Raw genomic sequence first — 19,489 nt, 5'->3', positions numbered from 1 at the left:
ATTGGCAGCAGCTGTTTAAACGTTGTGGGCGTAAAGTCGGACGTTAATTCTAACCTCAATAAGTCTTAGCTTTTAGTGCTCTTTTTAGCAGAAGTACCTTTCTTAGCATACGTACCTGTCTTGGCATACGTACCTTTGTTGGTATGAGACTTCGCACCACCGCCTTTACGACGTTTAAAAGCCGGTCTTTCGACTTTAGGAAGATGACGCAGAGACTCAGGAACTTTGCCTGTTTTTACCTTGCCCATCAAACCATCAATCTTGCTTTCTAGCGCTTGCATGAAAGGTTGATACGCTTGATTTCGTTCTGCCATGCCTTGCAACTGGTGCTCCCAGTGTGCCGTCATGTCTGGGAAGGTCGAATCCTCAGGTAAGGCATGAATCAAGCCTCTGCCCGCAGGGCTACTGTGAATACTTTTTCCTTGTCGCGTTAGCAGGTGTCTTTTGAATAGAGTATCTAAAATGCCTGCACGGGTTGCTTCTGTGCCAAGGCCATCGGTTTCTTTCAAAATAGCTTTAAGATCTTTATTTGCCACAAAGCGGGCAATACCTGTCATCGCTTGTAATAACGTCGCTTCGGTAAAGTGTTTTGGTGGCTCAGTTTTCTTATCGCCAATAATACCTTCACGACAAGTCAGCACAGTTCCTTTATCCAATGGAGGAACCGTATCTGTGCCGTCGCCTTTCTCTTCGGTGTCCGTTTTCCCCATCAACACTTTCCAGCCGGGGTTGATAAGCTGACGCCCTTTTGCGATGAACACGCCACCAGCGATATCAAAAACTAACTTGGCATCGGCAAAAATAGCAGGTGGATAAAACTGCATTAGGTACTGGCGAGCAATCTGCTGATATATTTTCATCTCATTGGCGGAAAGGCCATTCACCGATGACTTCTTCGGCGTAGGAATAATCGCATGGTGAGCATCGACCTTGCTGTCGTTCCATGCTTTGGATTTAAGGGAAAGATCCGCCCCTCGAGCACCACCTTGCAGCTCTTTCGCATTGTTAGCGATAGCATCCACGACCGACTCTCGTTGTGAGTAGTGATCTTTAGGTAAATAGCGGCTATCAGAACGCGGGTAAGTGATGAGTTTGTGTTTCTCGTACAACGATTGACACGTATCTAACACCTGTTGAGCACTCATACCAAAACGCTTAGACGCATCAATTTGTAACGCTGACAGAGAATAGGGCAATGGCGCAGCTTGTTTGCTTTGCTTTTGCTCTGACTCTATCACTGTCGCAGGCTGATTCGTAATTCGGTTAGCCACGTTTTCAACCAACTTTCTGTTGAGCACTCGGCCTTCTTCGTCTTGCCACGGTTTACATGCTTCACTGGGTTTCCAACGGGCTCGAATATCAAAGCTATGGTCGTTATTTTGGTAAGGGATCAAAGCATGCAACGTGAAGTAATCTTTAGGAATGAAATTTTCGATCTCTTCATCACGCCTCACCACCAAGCCGAGTACGGGTGTCTGCACTCGCCCTACTGACAAGACGCCTTGGTAACCAGCTTTTTGACCGAGTAAGGTGTATGCGCGGGTCATGTTCATGCCATACAGCCAGTCGGCTCTAGAACGCGCTAACGCCGAAATTGAAAGTGGAATAAAATCACGGTTGCTGCGCATTTGAGAAAGTGCACGCTTTACGGCAGGTAAGTTCAAGTCGCTGATCAACAATCTGTCCATCGACTCTTTTTTAGCCTTGGAAACCTTGCAGTAATCAATCACTTCATCAACCAGCAGCTGTCCTTCTCTATCCGGGTCGCCCGCATGAACAATTTGTGTAGCGCCTTTCAAGAGCTTTCGGATCACCGTAAGCTGTTTACTTGATGTCTTACGAGGTCTTAGCTGCCACTGTTCTGGCACGATAGGAAGATCGACGAGATTCCATTTCTTGTAACGGTCGTCATAAGCGTCTGGCTCAACCTGCTCTAATAAGTGTCCAATGCACCAAGTCACCACATCCCCGTTACCACACTTAATGAACCCTTGGTCCTTCTTCTGTGGATTAGGCAATGCCGCTGCAATCGCGCGACCAAGACTGGGCTTTTCAGCAATAAAGAGACGAGACATAAAATCACAACGATAAAAACAATTAGGGCCACATTATGAAATGTGGCCCTAATAATTCAAGTGTTAATGTACATTTGTACAGTATTATTCAGCATCGCCTTGTGCGTTGGCCATCGCTTCTTTAACCAGAGGCTGTAATTCACCCTTTTGGAACATCTCAATGATGATGTCACAACCGCCGATAAGCTCGCCATTAATCCAAAGTTGTGGGAATGTAGGCCATTGCGCGTACGCTGGCAGTTCTGCACGAATATCTGGGTTTTGCAAAATATCTACATAAGCAAACTTTTCTCCACAGCCCATTAGAGCCTGTGAAGCTTGAGAAGAGAACCCACAGCTCGGTAGCTTTGGCGATCCTTTCATGTATAAAAGAATCGTGTTCTCTGCGATTTGCTGTTTGATTTTATCGATAGTTTCCATTGCTTCCTCTGTTTCTAATTCCAGCGTTTAAGCCGTTATTCTAAAGCATTGCAAAAGAATAAAAAGCTCTCAAATAGTAAGGTTATTATTTTGTTCTCATTTTGCTGTAAATTTCTTAAGAAAATGAGCACCAACTCTTTTAATAAAGTAAAAACTTGCTAAACTATATCTCAGTCAGTCTAATCGACGCAATTACAATAATATTGGACGCAACAAAAAAGAGTTCGCTCTTTGACCTCACTGGAGAATTAAGCAATGTCATTTGAATTACCAGCATTACCTTACGCAAAAGATGCACTAGCACCATACATCTCAGAAGAAACATTAGATTTCCACCACGGTAAGCACCATAACACGTACGTTGTTAAGCTAAACGGTCTTATCCCAGGCACTGAGTTTGAAGGCAAAACGCTTGAAGAAATCATCAAGACTTCAACAGGTGGCGTATTCAACAACGCAGCACAAATCTGGAACCACACATTCTACTGGCACTGTCTAGCACCAAAAGCAGGCGGCGAACCAACTGGCGTAGTTGCTGACGCGATCAACGCAGCATTCGGTTCATTTGAAGAGTTCAAAGCTAAGTTCACAGATTCAGCAATCAATAACTTTGGTTCTTCTTGGACATGGTTAGTGAAAAAAGCAGATGGCTCTCTAGACATTGTTAACACGTCTAATGCAGCAACGCCGCTAACAGACGAAGGGGTAACACCACTTCTAACTGTTGACCTTTGGGAACACGCTTACTACATCGATTTCCGTAATGTTCGTCCTGACTACATGGCTGCATTCTGGAATCTAGTAAACTGGGAATTTGTAGCAGAAAACCTAGCGAAGTAATTTAGTCAACTTCCCCTATATAATTTAGTCATATTCAAAGCCTGCATTCGTGCAGGCTTTTTCTTTATATCGTTTAGATAATAGTCAACCAACCCCGCCCTCTAGCATTAGGCGCATCTCGATAGTAGATAAATCTAAAGTTATCCAAGGACTTGCCGTTAAAAGTGAATTCAACGGGGAGTATTATGCAAGTTCATACGTTAGACAAAGCAGGAATTATCAACGAGCTACAATTTGGCTCGGGGATTAACCACGCCGTCCATGCTGGTAGGCGCGCAGATTTTGCGCTGATTCTTTCGATGTTCTCAGATGATGTCCGAGACAACACGCCCGTTGAAAAAATTGATACGCCTGAAATCACCGATCAAACTCTGCGTAAAAGGTTTGAGTTGCAACCACTGCAGCAACTTCGTTCAGATCAACATTCGTATGACGTCTCAGCGGCTCAGGCCAATGCGTTTCATTACGGTGGAATGGCCAGTGCAAAATTGAATCATTATCTGACGCCAGAAGTTCTCGCATATTTACCTGAAGATACTCATGACCTTCCTGAAGAGGTGTATCACAATCTATCGGGGCACCATCGACGACAACTTACTGAAAATAAAAATAAAACGCTTATTCCAATTGATCTCTATAACCAGTTGGTAGTGGCACAGCGTAGCTTTCAGATACAAGCCCAAGCATAGTTTCCAATCTCAAAACTAAGACCCATTCTACAAATGAATGGGTTAGTGTGACGTTATACTAATTTTAACAATTAAACCTCATCGCCTACTGCTTATTTGATGTTATTCACACTTAAGCCATTACTAATGAACCATGCTATGTGAACAAAAAAATCCCACCAATAAAAATAGACAAAGGGTATTGTCGTTCATGGATATTAAAAGCGCTGTCATTTTGATCACATCCGCGGGTTCGCCGCTAGGGGGAACGCTCGCCACTCATTTTTCTTCGCTGGGAGCAAAGTTAGTGTTGTGCGACCAAAACATCCACACCCTTAAAGAGGCCCACACACGTTGCAAAGCCATATCCGACGACGTTTACTCGTTTAAAGTAGAAAATTACTCTCTTCATTCCATTCATCAACTGTTTGATTTTGTTGATGAAAAGTTTCATCGCTCACCGGATGTTTTAGTCAACAACTGGCCAAATGCCCCACTTCCAGGGCTGACGAGCAATCAATCTGCAGAACAGTTTTCTGACCAATTGAGCACCCTTGCATCCACTCTGTTTGGGTTTGGTCAAGCAAGCGCTGAACGCATGTGCCTTGAAAAAAAGCATGGTGTGATCGTTAATGTCATCTCTGTAGATGAAAGCAAAGACTTTAAAGGCTTTGAGAATGCATCGTCGATAGTGACGGGCTTTACTCAAAGTTGGGCAAAAGAACTCACGCCTTTTAATATTCGAGTCGGCGGTGTCGTCCCTGTGTTGAGTCACTCTTCCAAAAAAAGTGATTACCATTGGCTGCAGATACAAGATGAGCTGATTAGAAATACCGAGTATATTGTGGCAAATGACTACTTTAGCGGACGTATAATGTCCGCAGAAGCAACGTAGTTGACACCACATAGAGCTGAACGATTCACGCTGGTAGCCTAACGTTTATCGCGTTTGAAAATGTTGTTCCAGAATTTTTTCAGCAGCATCTTCTATCAAATCTAACACCAGTTCGAAGCCTTTATCTCCGCCATAATAAGGATCAGGTATCTCGTCGTACTCAGACTCACTATGACTTAAGAATAGTGAAAGCTTATGCTGATGTTCTGAAGGGCAAATATCATAAAGGTCAGCCAGATTTGCTTTATCGGCGGCTAAAATAAGATCAAAGTCCGTGAAGTCATTCTCCCTTACTTTTCTCGCGGTGATTCCGTCAAAACAATAACCTCTCATCTCACCCGCTTGTTGTGACCTCGAATCTGGTGCATTACCTTGGTGGAAACCTAAAGTGCCAGCGGAATCCACCGTGATGTCTATGCCTTTTTCTTTGGCTTTGGCCTTCAAAACAGACTCACCCGTTGGTGAACGGCAAATATTGCCCATGCATACCACTAGAATGGAAGGTTTTTCTTTATTATTCATAATCTTAAATCTACCTCTATGTTCGATAATTGCTGAGTAACCATTAACTTATTGAAATAATTTGATAATAGCCAGTCTGACATCCATTTTTATTTTAAAATCGACCAACAAAACGGAGATAAACGCACAGTCACCTACGTTTTCTGGATGATACGTTCTCTGGATGAATGGAGGCGGATAGGGTTACTCGTCATAAATGGTTACAATTATGCTCTATCAAAGCAACCTGTTCTTTGGCTAAAATTTACACAACCAAGGAGATATGTATGAAACGATTTAAGAACATACTTTTCGCCACCCAAGGATTGCCAGGACACAGTGATGCACTGGTACAAACGGTTAGAATGGCCGCCAACAAAGATGTCTCCGTTTCCGGCCTTATTGCCTTTCCTTACTTCCCTAACGACTTACTTCAGTACCAACAGAGTTACGAGCAATCTCTTCATGACTCTCTAAAGCAGAGTGTAAAGAACTTTCGTATTGAGCATGATATCTCTAAAGAACAAGTGCCGTTTCCCTTAATGGTCAAAAGCAGTGAACAACCCGCGGTTTGTATCATTAAAAAGGCCATCGAAAATAACCATGATCTGATCATTAAAGAAGCTGAACCATTGAATGAAGGCTCCGACGGTTTTAAGGCCATCGACATGACCTTATTGCGTAAATGCCCATGTCCTATCTGGTTACACCGCCCTGTTACTAAACAAAGAAGCAAACGTCGTATTGCGGTCGCCGTTGACCCAATGGCATCCAGCGAAGGGCACCATGCGCTTTCATTGCAACTCTTGGAATTGTCCCGCTCCATTGCCGACACCTACGACAGTCGTCTGCATATTATTTCTTGTTGGGAACACTACTTGGAAAATTACCCAGACAGCCACGGCTGGATTCAAGTCGATGAAACTCAGCTTGCCGATCAAGTATCAAAAGCAAAAGTAGAGCATGAACAAGCGTTGCAAAAATTAATTGAAGAATCTGGAATTTCCGGTGAAATTGTCGTTCACCACCTTCACGGAAAACCAGACAACATGATTCCCGATTTCGTCAATGAAGCAGAAATCGATCTCCTAGCCATGGGGACATTGGCACGAACAGGGATCTCAGGCTTCGTTATTGGTAATACAGCGGAAAACATACTTCAATCCATAAACTGTTCTTTATTGGCAATGAAACCACAAGGCTTTGTTTCTCCAATCACATTGTCGTAATGACGTCTTTCACTTTCAAAGTAAACCCTTAAGCCAGTATCACTTGGATTGAGGGTTGCTCACTGTTTTTAATTTCTCTCAATCATTTCCTAATCGCAGGTTCTGGAGGCTACTAACTTCGGTTATGATAGTCAGCATGAATTGTATAAAAAGGACTTATCATGTCAGTTAATGACAGCAAAGAATCTCGCCATAAAGCTCGCCAACAAAAAGTAAAAGAAAAAGTGGATGAAAGAGTCGCGGCCGCACAAGAAGAAAAAGGCTTGCTGCTCGTGATTACCGGTAATGGAAAAGGTAAATCCACTTCGGGCTTTGGCACTATCGCGCGTGCAGTAGGCCATGGACAGCAATGTGCCGTTGCTCAATTTATCAAAGGTACATGGGACAACGGAGAGAAGAACCTTCTTGAAAAGTTAGGCGTAGAATTCCAAGTCATGGCGACCGGCTTCACTTGGGAAACGCAAGATAAGACGGCGGATACAGAAGCGGCGCAAAAAGTGTGGCAAGAGTGTAAACGCATGCTAAAAGATGACACCATCGACGTGATTCTATTTGATGAGCTGACCTATATGGTTAGCTACAGCTATATAGAGTTAGAAGAAGTCCTTGAAGCACTTAACAACCGTCCGGCTATGCAATCGGTCATCATCACAGGCCGAGGGGCGCATCGCAGCCTCATCGAGCTTGCTGACACCGTTTCTGAAGTGAAAAATGTGAAGCACGCGTTTGAGTCGGGAGTGAAAGCACTGAAAGGTGTTGATTGGTAAAAAACCAAACTCGAAGTCAATAAGCTGAAGGACTGCAATGGTGGTCCTTCTTCGTCAATGCATTTTCAAAAGCCAAAGTAACTCAGCGCAAACAATATTCACTAACATAGAGATACCAATTTAGGCTGTTTTGAGCTAAGCGGTTACTCGATATAAAATATGATCTTTAGTGTCTGAACACTCGTATTCTTATTTGAATCAAGCGGCATTATAACGATGAAAATCCGCATCAGTGATGTCACCCCATCTACACACAACACAAAGAGGTTTTATGCACACCGCATTCATTAGCATTGGCAGTAACATTAATCGGGAACACCACGTTACTGAAGCTCTGAATACTCTTGAACAGCACTTTTCTCCTCTTATTGTTTCGCCCGCTTATGACTGTGAACCTATCGGCTTTATAGGGGATAACTTTTTAAACTTAGTCGTCGAGATTCAATGTCAGTTAACGGTTAGTGAACTGGCTAACTTTCTTCGTCAAATCGAAGATAATAACGGCAGAATAAGAGAAGGGGACAAGTTTGCATCACGAACTCTCGACCTCGACATTCTCACCTATGACGACGAAATCGGGTGTATCGATGGCATTGAGCTTCCTAGAGGAGAGATCACTCAAAACGCCTTTGTATTGCAACCACTCGCTGACATAGCCGCCAACCATATCCACCCTATCACTCAACAAACCTACCAAGAGCTTTGGGACAACTATGATCAAAGCAGCCAGAAATTGGCAAGCATTCACTTCAAATGGCCTTAACATTACCGACCTTACTAAACTAGGGTCTGCGATCAACGACTTCAACGTAGACCGAAAGCAGTATACGCCAACAAAAACTCTCCCTTAGCAGAAGGTTTATGATCCTTTGTCCATTTCGCTTCGTAGTAATCTTTACTGTTAATCTTACTGTACAGCGATTGGAATATCCTATGAATCACAATGCGATCATCACCATTACCAACCTTAGGCTGCGTACTTTTATTGGCTTCAATGAGGAAGAAAAAAGCAAACAGCAAGATATTATTATCAATGCAGAGATTCACTATCCTGCTAACCACCTTTGCCTCACCGACGATGTCGACAACGCGTTAAACTACAAAAACATATGTAAAAGTATTATCTCGCATGTTGAATCTGGGCGCTTTCTACTCCTGGAAAAACTGACCAGTGACGTATTGGGGCTGTGTGTCGATCACCCTTGGGTTAGTTATGCGCAAGTGAAAATTGATAAGCCTCATGCCCTGCGATTTGCAGACTCTGTTTCATTGACCCTTACTTATCAAGCAGAATCAGGAGAAGTCCAATGATTACATTAGAAGCTCAAAAAGTCAGAGACACCCTGATTGCCAAAGGGTTAGAGACGCCATTGTTGCCAACTCAAATGACAGCTGATGAGAAATATAATCGAATCCGAGGTCTACTTACTGAGGTTGTGAGCACGTTAGGATTAGATTTAAATGATGATAGCTTGGCCGAAACCCCACATCGTATTGCAAAAATGTACGTTCATGAGATATTTTCCGGCTTAGATTACCAGAACTTTCCAAAAATTAGCGTTATAGAAAATAAAATGGCCGTCGATGAAATGGTCAACGTGTCCAACATCAATCTAACGTCAACATGCGAGCACCACTTTATTACCATTGATGGTTTAGCACAGGTCGCCTATATTCCATCGACTAAAATTATTGGCCTCTCAAAGATTAACCGAATTGTCCGTTTCTTCGCGCAGCGACCACAAGTTCAAGAGCGTTTGACACAACAAATTCTCGTCGCTATTCAGACCTTAACAGAAACCGAAGATGTAGCAGTGTCTATCAACGCCACCCATTACTGTGTGAAGTCTCGTGGAGTTATGGATACCAATTCAGAAACTTCGACCACCGCATTAGGGGGAATATTCAAAACGAACCCTCAAACCCGAGCGGAGTTTTTACGATGAACAACGCAATTTTGGTAACCGGAGTCGGAAAACGGCTCGGCTTTGCCCTAGCTCAACAGCTTCTGACGCAAGGGTTTCAAGTCATAGGGACTTACAGAACGGAATACAAAGAACTCGATACACTACGAGACTCAGGGGCCGACTTGCATCGGGTCGATTTTTACCAGCAAGATAGCTTAGATGGCTTCTTAGTCGATATCGCGCAGCAGTACACGACTCTTCGAGCTATCGTACACAATGCATCCGATTGGCTGCCAGACGATCATGTAGGGCCAAATAATCGCATCAATTCAGCCGATATCTTGCATAAGATGATGACCATTCATGTCTCTGTACCGTACCAGATAAACTTAGCGCTGAAAGGGTTGTTAAGTTACGACGATAGTTCTTCTGACATCATACATATTAGTGATTTTGTGGCTGAAAAAGGCAGTAAAAAACACATCGCCTATGCGGCGAGTAAAGCCGCATTAAATAACCTAACGCTGTCATTTTCGGCACTTCTCGCGCCCAATATCAAGGTGAATACTCTTTCACCAGCGCTGATTAAATTTAACCAGCACGATACTGAACAGTATAAGCAAAAAGCTCTGAAAAAAGCCCTCATCCCAGCGGAAGCGGGCTTTGAAGAGATCATTGATGGGGTGATGTTTATTTTATCGAGCCACTATATGACGGGAAGAAACCTACAACTGGATGGCGGTAGACACCTAAAATAACCACTTTATAAGGTGAACCTAGCACTGATGAAACATGGCGTACCGTATCACCTTAAATCATAGGAGAAGTCGACAAAGCCTAGCCGATATAAATATGAGTTATATGCCGCTCTACAGTCAAAAAAATAGGGGCGCACCTTGCGACCCTATTTCCCCTCAAGAAATGGTCTTCCTAAAAGACTATTTTCTTAACAAACCAATTTCTTAATAACTCTCTGAACAAACAACTCTCTTCAAAGACAATGGCTGTTTTACGCTTAGTTAAAGAAACCTTTTAAAACGCCTTTAATGGCATCCTTGGTTTTCTCATCACCAAGCTTATCACCGTATTTTTCTTCCAGTTTTTCAAGACCACGGTCCAGTTCTTTTTCTGCTTTTTGCTTCAACACATCGTCAAAAACCAGAGCAAACTTTGGTTGCACCCAAGAGCCTGTCACTTGAATCGGAATCGTCACATCTTTCAGGTCATCGATATTCTTACCACCCTGCCCTTGTAACGAACCAACGATAGAAGTACGTACCAGGAAGTTCACGGTTTCATCGATGTAATTGGCACTGCCTTCACCATGAATACGAAGCAATGGCGACTGCATAGACAGATTATTCGTTGTCACTATCCCTTTATTAAGCTTCAACGTCGCTTTCATGGCGCTGAAATCTGTTTTCTGAGGACCGGTTTGCTCTTCAACTTTTTCACCTTTTATCTTGGCGTAATTAACTCGAATCAACTGCGCAACGTTAATCCCATTCACCGCACCATCTTCAAAGTTGATATTAATCGTACCCACTAAGTTTTTCTTAATACCGGTTTCAGTCAAGCTCTTACCTTTAACGTCAACATCGATATTTCCGGTACCTTCTAGCATTTCGTTTTGAGCAACATCTCTAAGCAAAGGCAACACTTTTACGCCTTTAATACGTTTCTTCGCTGTATACGTTGCTGGTGACTGACGTGCATCTAATTTTGCATTGGCTGAAATGGAACCGCTGTACAATTTCGAGCTAAATGATGTCAGTTCAGCGATTCCACGATTAACAGAAAATTGCGCCGAGACATCTTGCATTCTTGCGTTATTGGCTTTGAACTTATCAATAACAATCGACCCTTTCACATCTAACGTGTTCAATGCCGTTAGGTCAGGTTCCACTTCCACCGTTTGCTCACTCGGTTTGGTTGGGGAAGTCTTCGCAGCCTGACCGCCACTTTCAGTTTTGTTTGATGAGGTTGTGGTATCACTTCCCTTTTGAGTACTCGCTTGTGCGCTACCTAAGCCTAAGAACTCATCCAGATCGATGTTCGGACTATGAAGATTGAATCGAACCTTAGGAATATCAAGCAATGTAATATTCGCTTCACCATCCAGTTCGATAGCATTTGCGGTTAACTTTTCAAGAATAAATTGAAGATGGCTTTTGGTTAAATCAAAACTTAAGTCCGACGCCATATCCACTTTCATAGGTGACTGAGGTAAGGAATCCCCGATGAACGTGGCATCCAGAGTTAACTGATTGAGAAGAACCTTAGATATCGCACTGTCGATGTTTAACTGAGCAGAGCCTTTCATGTCGAGTTCAAGACCCGCAGCATTACCCGCTATAACATAAGTTAGGTTATTTACTTTGTCGAACTCAAAGGTATCCAAGCCAATTTTGGCAGAATCAATGCTATTTTGTGGATCACTGAAGCTTGCTTCTAAATCGATATTCTTAAGCGCATAGTGAGAAAAATCAGACGCCAGCTTGAACTCCGCTTGGCCTTTTGCTGCAAACTTTTGTTGGTTATTTTGACCTTTGGCTGCAAAGGTAGCAACCGTCCAGTTATCGAACTCAAACTGCGATAACCCCAGGGAAACATCGTACAGCTTAGTTAGTGAGCCCGCCTGGTGATCTTGGATTTCCAACACCGCGTTCGACACGGTCACACCCGCTAGGTTGATCGTCCACTGAGCGGATGCATCGGAAATCGAGCCTGACGAAGTAGATTCACTTGAACCAGTCTGGGCTTCTGTAGGTGGCGTTTCTGCTGTTTGATTTACTGTGGGTTCGCTTGGCACTTGAGTCAATGCATCAATATTGCGCTCACCCGACTTTAACGTTTCAAGATAAAACTCGGCACCGTCAAGTGTGATATTGCCTATCTCTAATTGCTGACTAAACAGTGGCATGACGGATACATCAATACCAATTGATTCCACTTTGAACAAGTTTGGCTGGCTAAAACCCTTCGGATTTCTTAATTCTGTCTTACCCAGTTCAAAACCAATTGAAGGAAAAAACTGCCAACTTATGTCCCCTTCAATCACTAAATCTAACCCAGTCTGTTGCTTTGCTTGATCGATGATCAAAGGTTTGAATTGATTCGGATTAACGAGAAAAATGAGTGCAGCGACCGCTATAAAAACAGCGAACAGAGGGATGGCAATGAATAAAAACAGTTTTTTCATTAGCTTTTTCCTTGCTTGAGGTAATTCCTTTCATCATTGTCTAGGAATTAAAAAAAAGAAAGTGGCACCTAAAGTGCCACTTCTTATCATAAAAATAAAGACTCATCGGCAACTAAACCTAAGAATCCAATCTTTTTACATTTCAACCCATTAAGCTTTCAGGTTTTATGCTTTTAATAACTTAGCAATGTGTGCTTTTAATACATCAATAGCAATTCGGTTCTTACCACCGCGCGGAACAATGATGTCGGCGTACTGCTTAGACGGCTCGATAAACTGCATGAACATAGGACGAACCGTCTCTTGGTATTGAGTTAATACCGATTCCATTGAACGATCTCGTTCTTCTACATCACGTTTTACGCGTCGAAGTAAACAAATATCTAACGGAGTATCCATAAACACCGTTGCGTGCATTAATTTACGCAACCTAGGATCGGTTAACAGCAAAATACCTTCTAATATAATCACTTTTTTTGGTGTGAGTGTTCTTGAGTTAGGTAGACGTGTATGTTCGGTATAACTGTATTCAGGGACTTCGACTTCTTGACCTTTGATCAACTTCTCTAGGTGTTCGCAAAGCAAGTCATGATCTAACGCTTTAGGATGATCGTAATTGGTTTTTACCCGTTCTTCCATGCTAAGGTGAGTTTGATCGTTGTAGTAACAGTCTTCCGTGATAACGCCGATTTGGTTATCGCCCACTTTTGCTCGCAGCTCTTTATAGATAGTACTTGCGATAAGGCTTTTACCAGAAGCCGATGCGCCAGCAATTCCGACGATGACACATTGATTATTCTCAGACATTTTTTACACCCAGTGATGGTTTGGAGAAACAAATAAACGGGCCGATTATAGGGAGTTCATTCTTTAGATTCTAGTCGCGAACCGAGTTTAATGTCAGCTTTTGCCTAAATAGAATAACAAACCATCATGCAATCGATTACTTGATATATGTAGCCTGCTTTTTACTCGTCAATGAGTTGAAAACTGATCACGTCTGGCTTAGGTTTCCCTTGCCAATATAAGCAACTGCACACACGTTCTGCTAAATCTAGATAACGTTTTTTGTGCTCACTATCGACATTGGACGCCACAGTAGGCACACCTCGGTCTATATCTTCCCTAACTTGGATATGCAATGGGATTTGAGCAAGCAAAGACAACCCATATTCAGCGGATAAGCTTTGCGCCCCACCAGCACCGAAAATATGCTCTTTTTCGCCACAATGGCTGCAAATGTGGTAACTCATATTTTCAACTAAGCCGATCACAGGAACGTCAACTTTTCTAAACATGGCCGCGCCTTTTCGTGCATCCGCCAAAGCAAGATCTTGTGGTGTGGTGACAATAACCGCCCCAGTAACCGGAATTTGCTGAGATAATGTGAGCTGAATATCACCTGTTCCCGGTGGCATATCGATCACCAAGTAATCGAGATCAGGCCATTCCGTCTCATTCACCAATTGGGCTAACGCTTTCGATGCCATTGGCCCTCGCCAGATCGCTGCTTCATTTTTATCGACTAAATAACCAATAGAATGGGTGTAAATGCCATGCGCTTCGATCGGTTGCATCCACTTGTTATCTCTAACCTGTGGTTTTGCGTCCTCTTGACCTATCATCATTGGTACTGATGGGCCATAGATATCCGCATCCAGCAAACCGACTCTAGCCCCAGATTGTGCAATGGCCAGCGCCAAGTTAACCGCGGTTGTGGACTTGCCGACCCCTCCTTTAGCCGATGTAACGGCAATGACGTTTTTTACCCCTTTGATCGGTTGAGAAGCTTGAGTATGAAGCGCCTTGACACTGGTCGTTACTGAAAACTGGAATGAGGACACTTTTTGAGACGCCTGAGCAGAGGTTATCCAGTTCTCCAAACTTTGCACAAGCTCATTGGCAGCAAAGGGAACTTCGATCTGGAAAACACCGGTCGGCAGAATCGTAACTATTCCTGCTTGATTCGCCCAACCTTCGATGAGACTAGGGTGAGAAAATTCATTGAGCCACAGGCAAAAATCCTGTTTAGATTGAAACTGATGCATACGTTCTCCTTTTTCATCATCCTAACACTCGCTTGCTTCTGACTGAACCCCAAAAAATTTGGGGGAATAGCCCATGTCACATCTTGGCGTTAACCGCGTCATGCGGTAGTATTAGCCATCATTTTACACCTATCAATGAAAGCGAATAATTAAGTATGGCAACTGAACCAAGAAACTCTTCTGCTAGGAAACTACTGGTAACTTGTGCCCTTCCGTACGCTAACGGTTCAATCCACCTTGGGCATATGCTTGAGCATATCCAAGCGGATATTTGGGTTCGTTATCAGCGTCTACGCGGCAACACTGTAAACTTCATCTGCGCGGACGATGCTCACGGCACACCGATCATGCTTAAAGCACAACAGATGGGTATTACACCAGAAGAGATGATTGCGGCAGTTAGCGAAGAACATCAAAAAGACTTCGCCGGTTTTGATATCAGTTTTGATAACTACCACAGCACGCACTCTGAAGAGAATCGCGAACTGGCCTCGCATATCTATCTTGAACTGAAAAAGAACGGTTTTATTTCTAGCCGCACTATCTCTCAACTGTTCGACCCAGAAAAAGAGATGTTCTTGCCAGACCGTTTTGTAAAAGGCACTTGCCCTAAGTGTAAGTCTGAAGACCAATATGGCGATAACTGCGATAACTGTGGCGAGACATACAGCCCAACTGAACTGATTAATCCTAAATCAGCAGTATCAGGCGCAACGCCAGTGATGAAAGATTCAGAGCACTTTTTCTTCGATCTTCCTCAATTTGAAAGCATGCTAAAAGAGTGGACTCGTTCTGGCTCGCTGCAAAACGAAACCGCCAACAAAATGCAGGAATGGTTTGAATCGGGTCTTCAGCAGTGGGATATCTCACGCGATGCCCCTTACTTCGGTTTTGAAATCCCAGGCGAAAAAGACAAGTTCTTCTACGTTTGGCTTGATGCACCGATTGGTTACATGGGTTCATTCAAAAACCTATGTGATAAGCGCGACGACCTCGATTTTGACGAATACTGGAAAAAAGACAGCTCGACAGAGCTTTACCACTTCATTGGTAAAGATATCGTTTATTTCCACAGCCTATTCTGGCCTGCAATGCTAGACGGGGCAGGTTTCCGTAAACCAAACAACGTATTTGTACACGGTTACGTTACGGTAAATGGTGCGAAGATGTCTAAATCGAAAGGCACATTCATCAAAGCAAGTACGTACCTAAATCACCTAGACCCTGAGTGCTTGCGTTACTACTACGCGGCGAAACTAAACAGCCGCATCGATGACCTTGATTTGAACCTTGAAGACTTCACTCAACGTGTAAACGCTGACGTAGTAAACAAGATTGTTAACCTAGCTTCTCGTAACGCGGGCTTCATTACTAAGCGTTTTGAAGGCAAGCTATCTACTGAATTTGCAGAGCCTGAGCTTTACAACGAATTTGCTGCAGCTGCTGAGCGTATCGGTGAGCTCTACGAAACGCGTGAGTTTAGCCGTGCTATCCGTGAGATCACCGCACTTGCTGACAAAGCTAACCAGTATATTGACGAAAAAGCCCCTTGGGTTTTAGCCAAAGAAGAAGGCAAAGAGCAAGAGCTTCAAGAAGTCTCTTCTGTTGGTATCAACCTTTTCCGCGTTCTAATGGCTTACCTAAAACCTGTCATGCCAGAACTAGCCGCTCGCACTGAAGCTTTCCTAAACGAAGAGCTAACATGGGAAGGTGTGGCTGCTCCGTTAACTGACCATGAAATTACGAAATTCAAGGCGCTGTTTAGCCGCATTGACTCTAAGAAAGTGGAAGCCATGGTTGAATCGTCAAAAGAAGATGCAGCCGCTGAAGCAGCAGCGAAAGAAAAAGCAGAAGCTGAAAAAGAGCAAGCAAGCCAAACGGAACTCGACAAAGATCCAATCGCCGACGAGATTGAGTTTGATGCGTTTGCAGCGGTTGATATGCGTATTGCTCGTATCATCTCTTGTGAAGAAGTGCCAAAAGCGAACAAGCTACTGAAGTTCCAACTGGACATCGGTGGTGAGACTCGCCAAGTATTCTCTGGCATCAAGTCAGCATACAAACCTGAAGAGCTAGAAGGCAAGCTCACCGTAATGGTCGCAAACCTAAAACCTCGTAAGATGAAGTTTGGTATGTCAGAAGGCATGATCCTAGCCGCGGGCCCTGGTGGTAGCGATCTGTGGATTCTTGAGCCACACGAAGGCGCACAGCCAGGTATGCGTGTCCTGTAATGACGACTGTCCGTCGCCATGACCGGACTTGACTTAACTGACTTGGCTGATTTGACAACATAATCAGATCGTTAGTTAGGTATGTAAGCAAGTCAATAAGCACATCAGAACGCTCATAGTCTTAGTACTGTGGGCGTTTTTTATATTCGACTTCTCCCTTATTTGGGCTCCCCTGCACCAACAATGCACACACCAACAGAATAAAATATATCTAAGATATTGTTTTTAATGAAATTTAAAAGTGGCATAGAACTTGGAATACTCACTTTAGGTATATCTCTAAAGGAGTCGTTATGCTTATTTTTATCACCATTATTTCATTCATTACTTTTGGCGTATTCGCCACATTACTCCACTCATCAAAACAGCGTGGATCCGCCTTCCAACGTAAATACCAACTCATCATCACATTAAGGCAGCTACTGATCTTATGCAGAAAATACCGCAGTGCTACGCATTCGGCATTGATCTACACTACTGATCCCAAGAATATTCTTGAACCACTTAACCAAGAGATTTTAAAGCAAACCAATCATTTGATTTCCATTGCCCATTTCAATAACAAACCGGATTACCGAATCCTACAAATGAGGCTGACTGGTCTCGGAAAAGATTGGCACGAAAGAACCGTCGCTCGAAACCAAGTAATCCACGGTGCAGCCATGAGGCATTGTATGTACTTGATGGATGAGATAGCGATGGCATGGCTTGCTGAATCAGGCAGAGAGGATTTGAGGCACCAATATCATGTAAAATGGCAGCAAGTCATCGACTCGATGGAAGCACTCACTCAGTTGAGAATATCGATACAAGACATGGATACACAAGCGGGGATTCTACGTACCCAATATCGTTGCACCGCCATGTGCCGAAAACTGAACCAACTGTCCATAATCAGCCCATATTCGATGGCTTCTCAAGCAAGTCACCGTGCCATACACCAATTGGAAGAGATGACCGACAATCCCAAATATCTGCTGTCAGCAGATCAGTTATATGCATTAACCAGTGAAATATCCGTGAGCATCACCAGCGTGTATGACCATATTTTGTCTGAACTAACAGAAGGTATCTATTTACCACTTCCCACATTAGGAGCGTCGCAGGAATGTCAGTAGATGGATAATAGTGCCATCAAATTCATTCCATAGCTGACACAAAAGTTATCCTAAGATGAAGTCAAGATCCCAATCAAACTCATGGTTGGGATCTTTATCTATTCGTAAGTCTGATGACGTTTTCTACTTTACGTTATCCGCGACCAAAGCGATGTTCTATGCCATTTTTAGTTTCTTTAAATGTTAGCCTCTTTAAAATAAAAAAAACCACCGATTTAGGATCGGTGGTTTTAGATGTATTACTGTAATGAAATATTATTTAGAGCATCTTACGTGCTGCTGCAACCACAACCTTAATAGAACGCGCTTCGGTTTCTTTTAGTGTGGCATGATCTGGAATTTCTTTTTGAGTACGGTTGATGATAACACCCGCGACACAACCTGCTTTTAGACCAGAGCTTGCACACATGGTCAGTAGTGTTGCAGATTCCATCTCAAAGTTCAGTACGCCCATATCTTGCCACTCTTGCATAGAGCCTTGGAAACGCTTCACTACGCGTCCAGAGAACGTATCATAACGCTCTTGTCCTGGGTAGAAAGTATCGCTTGAAGCAGTCACACCCATATGAACCGTCGCTCCGGATTCTTCAACAGCCGCTTTCATTGCCGTCGCGACATCAAAATCTGCAACCGCTGGGAACTCCATTGGTGCAAAGTGTAAGCTAGCACCGTCAAGGCGAACTGAGCCAGTCGATACAATCATGTCTCCAACATTCACATGCGGTTGAATCGCACCAGTAGTACCAACGCGCAAGAACGTACGTACACCAAGCTGTGCGAGCTCTTCGACTGCGATAGAGGTTGATGGGCCACCAATACCTGTTGAACAAACGACAACCGGTTTTCCATCTAACTCGGCACGATAAAGCGTATATTCGCGATGACTTGCTAGAAAGACTGGGTTGTCCATTTCTTCAGCAATTTTTTGTACACGCGCAGGGTCACCTGGGATGATAGCAAGTGTTGCACCATTTAAATCAGCTTCTGTAATACCTAAGTGGAAAACGGCTTGAGACATATGTCACTCCTTTTGCAGCTTGTTCAGCTATTCATTCAACGCATAACTACACTGTAGTTTAGTTGGTAAAGTTATTAAATTAATCACCCCGCAACTGTAACGAACCTAACCTCAACAAAGAGTGATCAATTTCACACCAAAAGATGATTGATCGTGTGATATTTCACAGAAAAACGGTTTGCATCACACTTTAATTTGTCTTTATTGCATTGATTGCACATAAAAATGCCCACTAATTAGAAAAGTGGGCATTCGTATTTCAAGGACAAAAACAACGTCAAGATGGCTGAGAATCTATCCTATTAGATGGCTTAAACTTTAGCAAACGCAATGCATTGAGTGTCACTAAAGCGGTTGCTCCGCTGTCGGCTAGCACCGCAACCCAAAGACCGGTAATGCCAAGTAAACTCGTCACCAAAAATATCGATTTTAAACCCAGCGCCAATATCACGTTTTGCCTAATATTATTTAGAGTTGCTCTGGATAACTCAATCATACTCGGCAACTCCACCAAACGATTATGAGTAATCGCAGCATCCGCCGTTTCTAAAGCAACATCGGTTCCTCCTC

At 43.4% G+C, this 19,489-nt stretch carries 18 protein-coding genes and 1 pseudogene; 11 read left to right on the top strand and 8 right to left on the bottom strand.

Features of this window, described 5'->3' with window-relative positions; translation table 11 throughout:
* Positions 1-65 precede the first annotated feature (65 nt).
* Both ACP45E_RS16540 and grxD read right to left on the bottom strand, forming a co-directional pair.
* A complete protein-coding gene (locus ACP45E_RS16540) occupies positions 66-2,075 on the bottom strand; it encodes a DNA topoisomerase III (RefSeq protein ID WP_017038719.1) in 2,010 nt (669 codons plus the stop codon).
* 84 nt (positions 2,076-2,159) lie between these two features.
* Positions 2,160-2,495, bottom strand: coding sequence for a Grx4 family monothiol glutaredoxin (grxD, locus tag ACP45E_RS16535; RefSeq protein ID WP_017033132.1), 336 nt, complete (start codon positions 2,493-2,495; stop codon positions 2,160-2,162).
* A gap of 255 nt (positions 2,496-2,750) precedes the next feature.
* Here grxD and sodB point away from each other — a divergent pair, with 255 nt between their 5' ends.
* The 3 genes from sodB (at position 2,751) to ACP45E_RS16520 (ending at position 4,898) form a co-directional block, all read left to right on the top strand.
* Positions 2,751-3,335, top strand: coding sequence for a superoxide dismutase [Fe] (gene sodB / locus ACP45E_RS16530; RefSeq protein ID WP_017038718.1), 585 nt, complete (start codon positions 2,751-2,753; stop codon positions 3,333-3,335).
* Positions 3,336-3,520: 185 nt separating this feature from the next.
* Entirely contained in the window at positions 3,521-4,024 is a 504-nt protein-coding gene (locus ACP45E_RS16525) for a VC2046/SO_2500 family protein (protein ID WP_017038717.1), read from the top strand.
* A 190-nt stretch (positions 4,025-4,214) separates the two neighbouring features.
* Entirely contained in the window at positions 4,215-4,898 is a 684-nt protein-coding gene (locus tag ACP45E_RS16520) for an SDR family oxidoreductase (RefSeq protein WP_017038716.1), read from the top strand.
* Between the two features lie 45 nt (positions 4,899-4,943).
* Here ACP45E_RS16520 and ACP45E_RS16515 read toward each other — a convergent pair whose 3' ends face one another.
* Positions 4,944-5,420 (bottom strand): low molecular weight protein-tyrosine-phosphatase, encoded by a 477-nt coding sequence (locus ACP45E_RS16515; protein WP_017038715.1) that lies wholly within the window; start codon positions 5,418-5,420, stop codon positions 4,944-4,946.
* Between the two features lie 266 nt (positions 5,421-5,686).
* On the opposite strand from ACP45E_RS16515, the gene ACP45E_RS16510 reads away from it, so the two are divergent.
* From ACP45E_RS16510 to folM, 6 genes are all read left to right on the top strand, one after another.
* Positions 5,687-6,628, top strand: a complete 942-nt coding sequence (locus ACP45E_RS16510; RefSeq protein WP_017038714.1) for a universal stress protein — start codon at positions 5,687-5,689, stop codon at positions 6,626-6,628.
* Between the two features lie 161 nt (positions 6,629-6,789).
* Positions 6,790-7,395: a cob(I)yrinic acid a,c-diamide adenosyltransferase gene (cobO, locus tag ACP45E_RS16505; protein ID WP_017038713.1), complete on the top strand. Its 606-nt coding sequence runs from the start codon at positions 6,790-6,792 to the stop codon at positions 7,393-7,395.
* Between the two features lie 271 nt (positions 7,396-7,666).
* A complete protein-coding gene (folK, locus tag ACP45E_RS16500; RefSeq protein ID WP_017033139.1) occupies positions 7,667-8,158 on the top strand; it encodes a 2-amino-4-hydroxy-6-hydroxymethyldihydropteridine diphosphokinase in 492 nt (163 codons plus the stop codon).
* Between the two features lie 170 nt (positions 8,159-8,328).
* Positions 8,329-8,706 carry a dihydroneopterin triphosphate 2'-epimerase gene (gene folX / locus ACP45E_RS16495; RefSeq protein ID WP_017033140.1) on the top strand — a complete coding sequence of 126 codons (378 nt, stop codon included), beginning with the start codon at positions 8,329-8,331 and terminating at the stop codon, positions 8,704-8,706.
* A complete protein-coding gene (gene folE / locus ACP45E_RS16490; protein ID WP_017033141.1) occupies positions 8,703-9,341 on the top strand; it encodes a GTP cyclohydrolase I FolE in 639 nt (212 codons plus the stop codon). The genes folX and folE overlap by 4 nt, the downstream gene beginning before the upstream one ends.
* Positions 9,338-10,060 (top strand): dihydromonapterin reductase, encoded by a 723-nt coding sequence (gene folM / locus ACP45E_RS16485; protein ID WP_017038712.1) that lies wholly within the window; start codon positions 9,338-9,340, stop codon positions 10,058-10,060. The genes folE and folM overlap by 4 nt, the downstream gene beginning before the upstream one ends.
* A gap of 257 nt (positions 10,061-10,317) precedes the next feature.
* Here the strand turns inward: folM and ACP45E_RS16480 are convergent, their stop codons facing one another.
* The 3 genes from ACP45E_RS16480 to apbC form a co-directional block, all read right to left on the bottom strand.
* Positions 10,318-12,504 (bottom strand): AsmA family protein, encoded by a 2,187-nt coding sequence (locus tag ACP45E_RS16480; RefSeq protein WP_017038711.1) that lies wholly within the window; start codon positions 12,502-12,504, stop codon positions 10,318-10,320.
* A 165-nt stretch (positions 12,505-12,669) separates the two neighbouring features.
* Positions 12,670-13,311: a uridine kinase gene (udk, locus tag ACP45E_RS16475; protein ID WP_017033144.1), complete on the bottom strand. Its 642-nt coding sequence runs from the start codon at positions 13,309-13,311 to the stop codon at positions 12,670-12,672.
* A gap of 161 nt (positions 13,312-13,472) precedes the next feature.
* The gene (gene apbC, locus ACP45E_RS16470) at positions 13,473-14,552 is read right to left on the bottom strand and encodes an iron-sulfur cluster carrier protein ApbC (protein ID WP_017038710.1); all 1,080 of its coding nucleotides are present in this window, start codon (positions 14,550-14,552) and stop codon (positions 13,473-13,475) included.
* 155 nt (positions 14,553-14,707) lie between these two features.
* On the opposite strand from apbC, the gene metG reads away from it, so the two are divergent.
* Both metG and ACP45E_RS16460 read left to right on the top strand, forming a co-directional pair.
* Positions 14,708-16,783 (top strand): methionine--tRNA ligase, encoded by a 2,076-nt coding sequence (gene metG, locus ACP45E_RS16465; protein WP_017038709.1) that lies wholly within the window; start codon positions 14,708-14,710, stop codon positions 16,781-16,783.
* A gap of 293 nt (positions 16,784-17,076) precedes the next feature.
* Positions 17,077-17,901 carry a hypothetical protein gene (locus ACP45E_RS16460; protein ID WP_017038708.1) on the top strand — a complete coding sequence of 275 codons (825 nt, stop codon included), beginning with the start codon at positions 17,077-17,079 and terminating at the stop codon, positions 17,899-17,901.
* A gap of 259 nt (positions 17,902-18,160) precedes the next feature.
* Here ACP45E_RS16460 and udp read toward each other — a convergent pair whose 3' ends face one another.
* Positions 18,161-18,919: a uridine phosphorylase gene (udp, locus tag ACP45E_RS16455; RefSeq protein ID WP_017038707.1), complete on the bottom strand. Its 759-nt coding sequence runs from the start codon at positions 18,917-18,919 to the stop codon at positions 18,161-18,163.
* A 277-nt stretch (positions 18,920-19,196) separates the two neighbouring features.
* Positions 19,197-19,489 (bottom strand): annotated as a pseudogene (gene zntA / locus ACP45E_RS16450) (Zn(II)/Cd(II)/Pb(II) translocating P-type ATPase ZntA); the annotation flags it as partial.

The sequence above is a fragment of the Vibrio genomosp. F10 str. 9ZD137 genome (genome assembly GCF_049974785.1).
Classification (GTDB): Bacteria; Pseudomonadota; Gammaproteobacteria; order Enterobacterales; family Vibrionaceae; genus Vibrio.
This window is presented reverse-complemented; position numbering and strand designations above follow the sequence as displayed.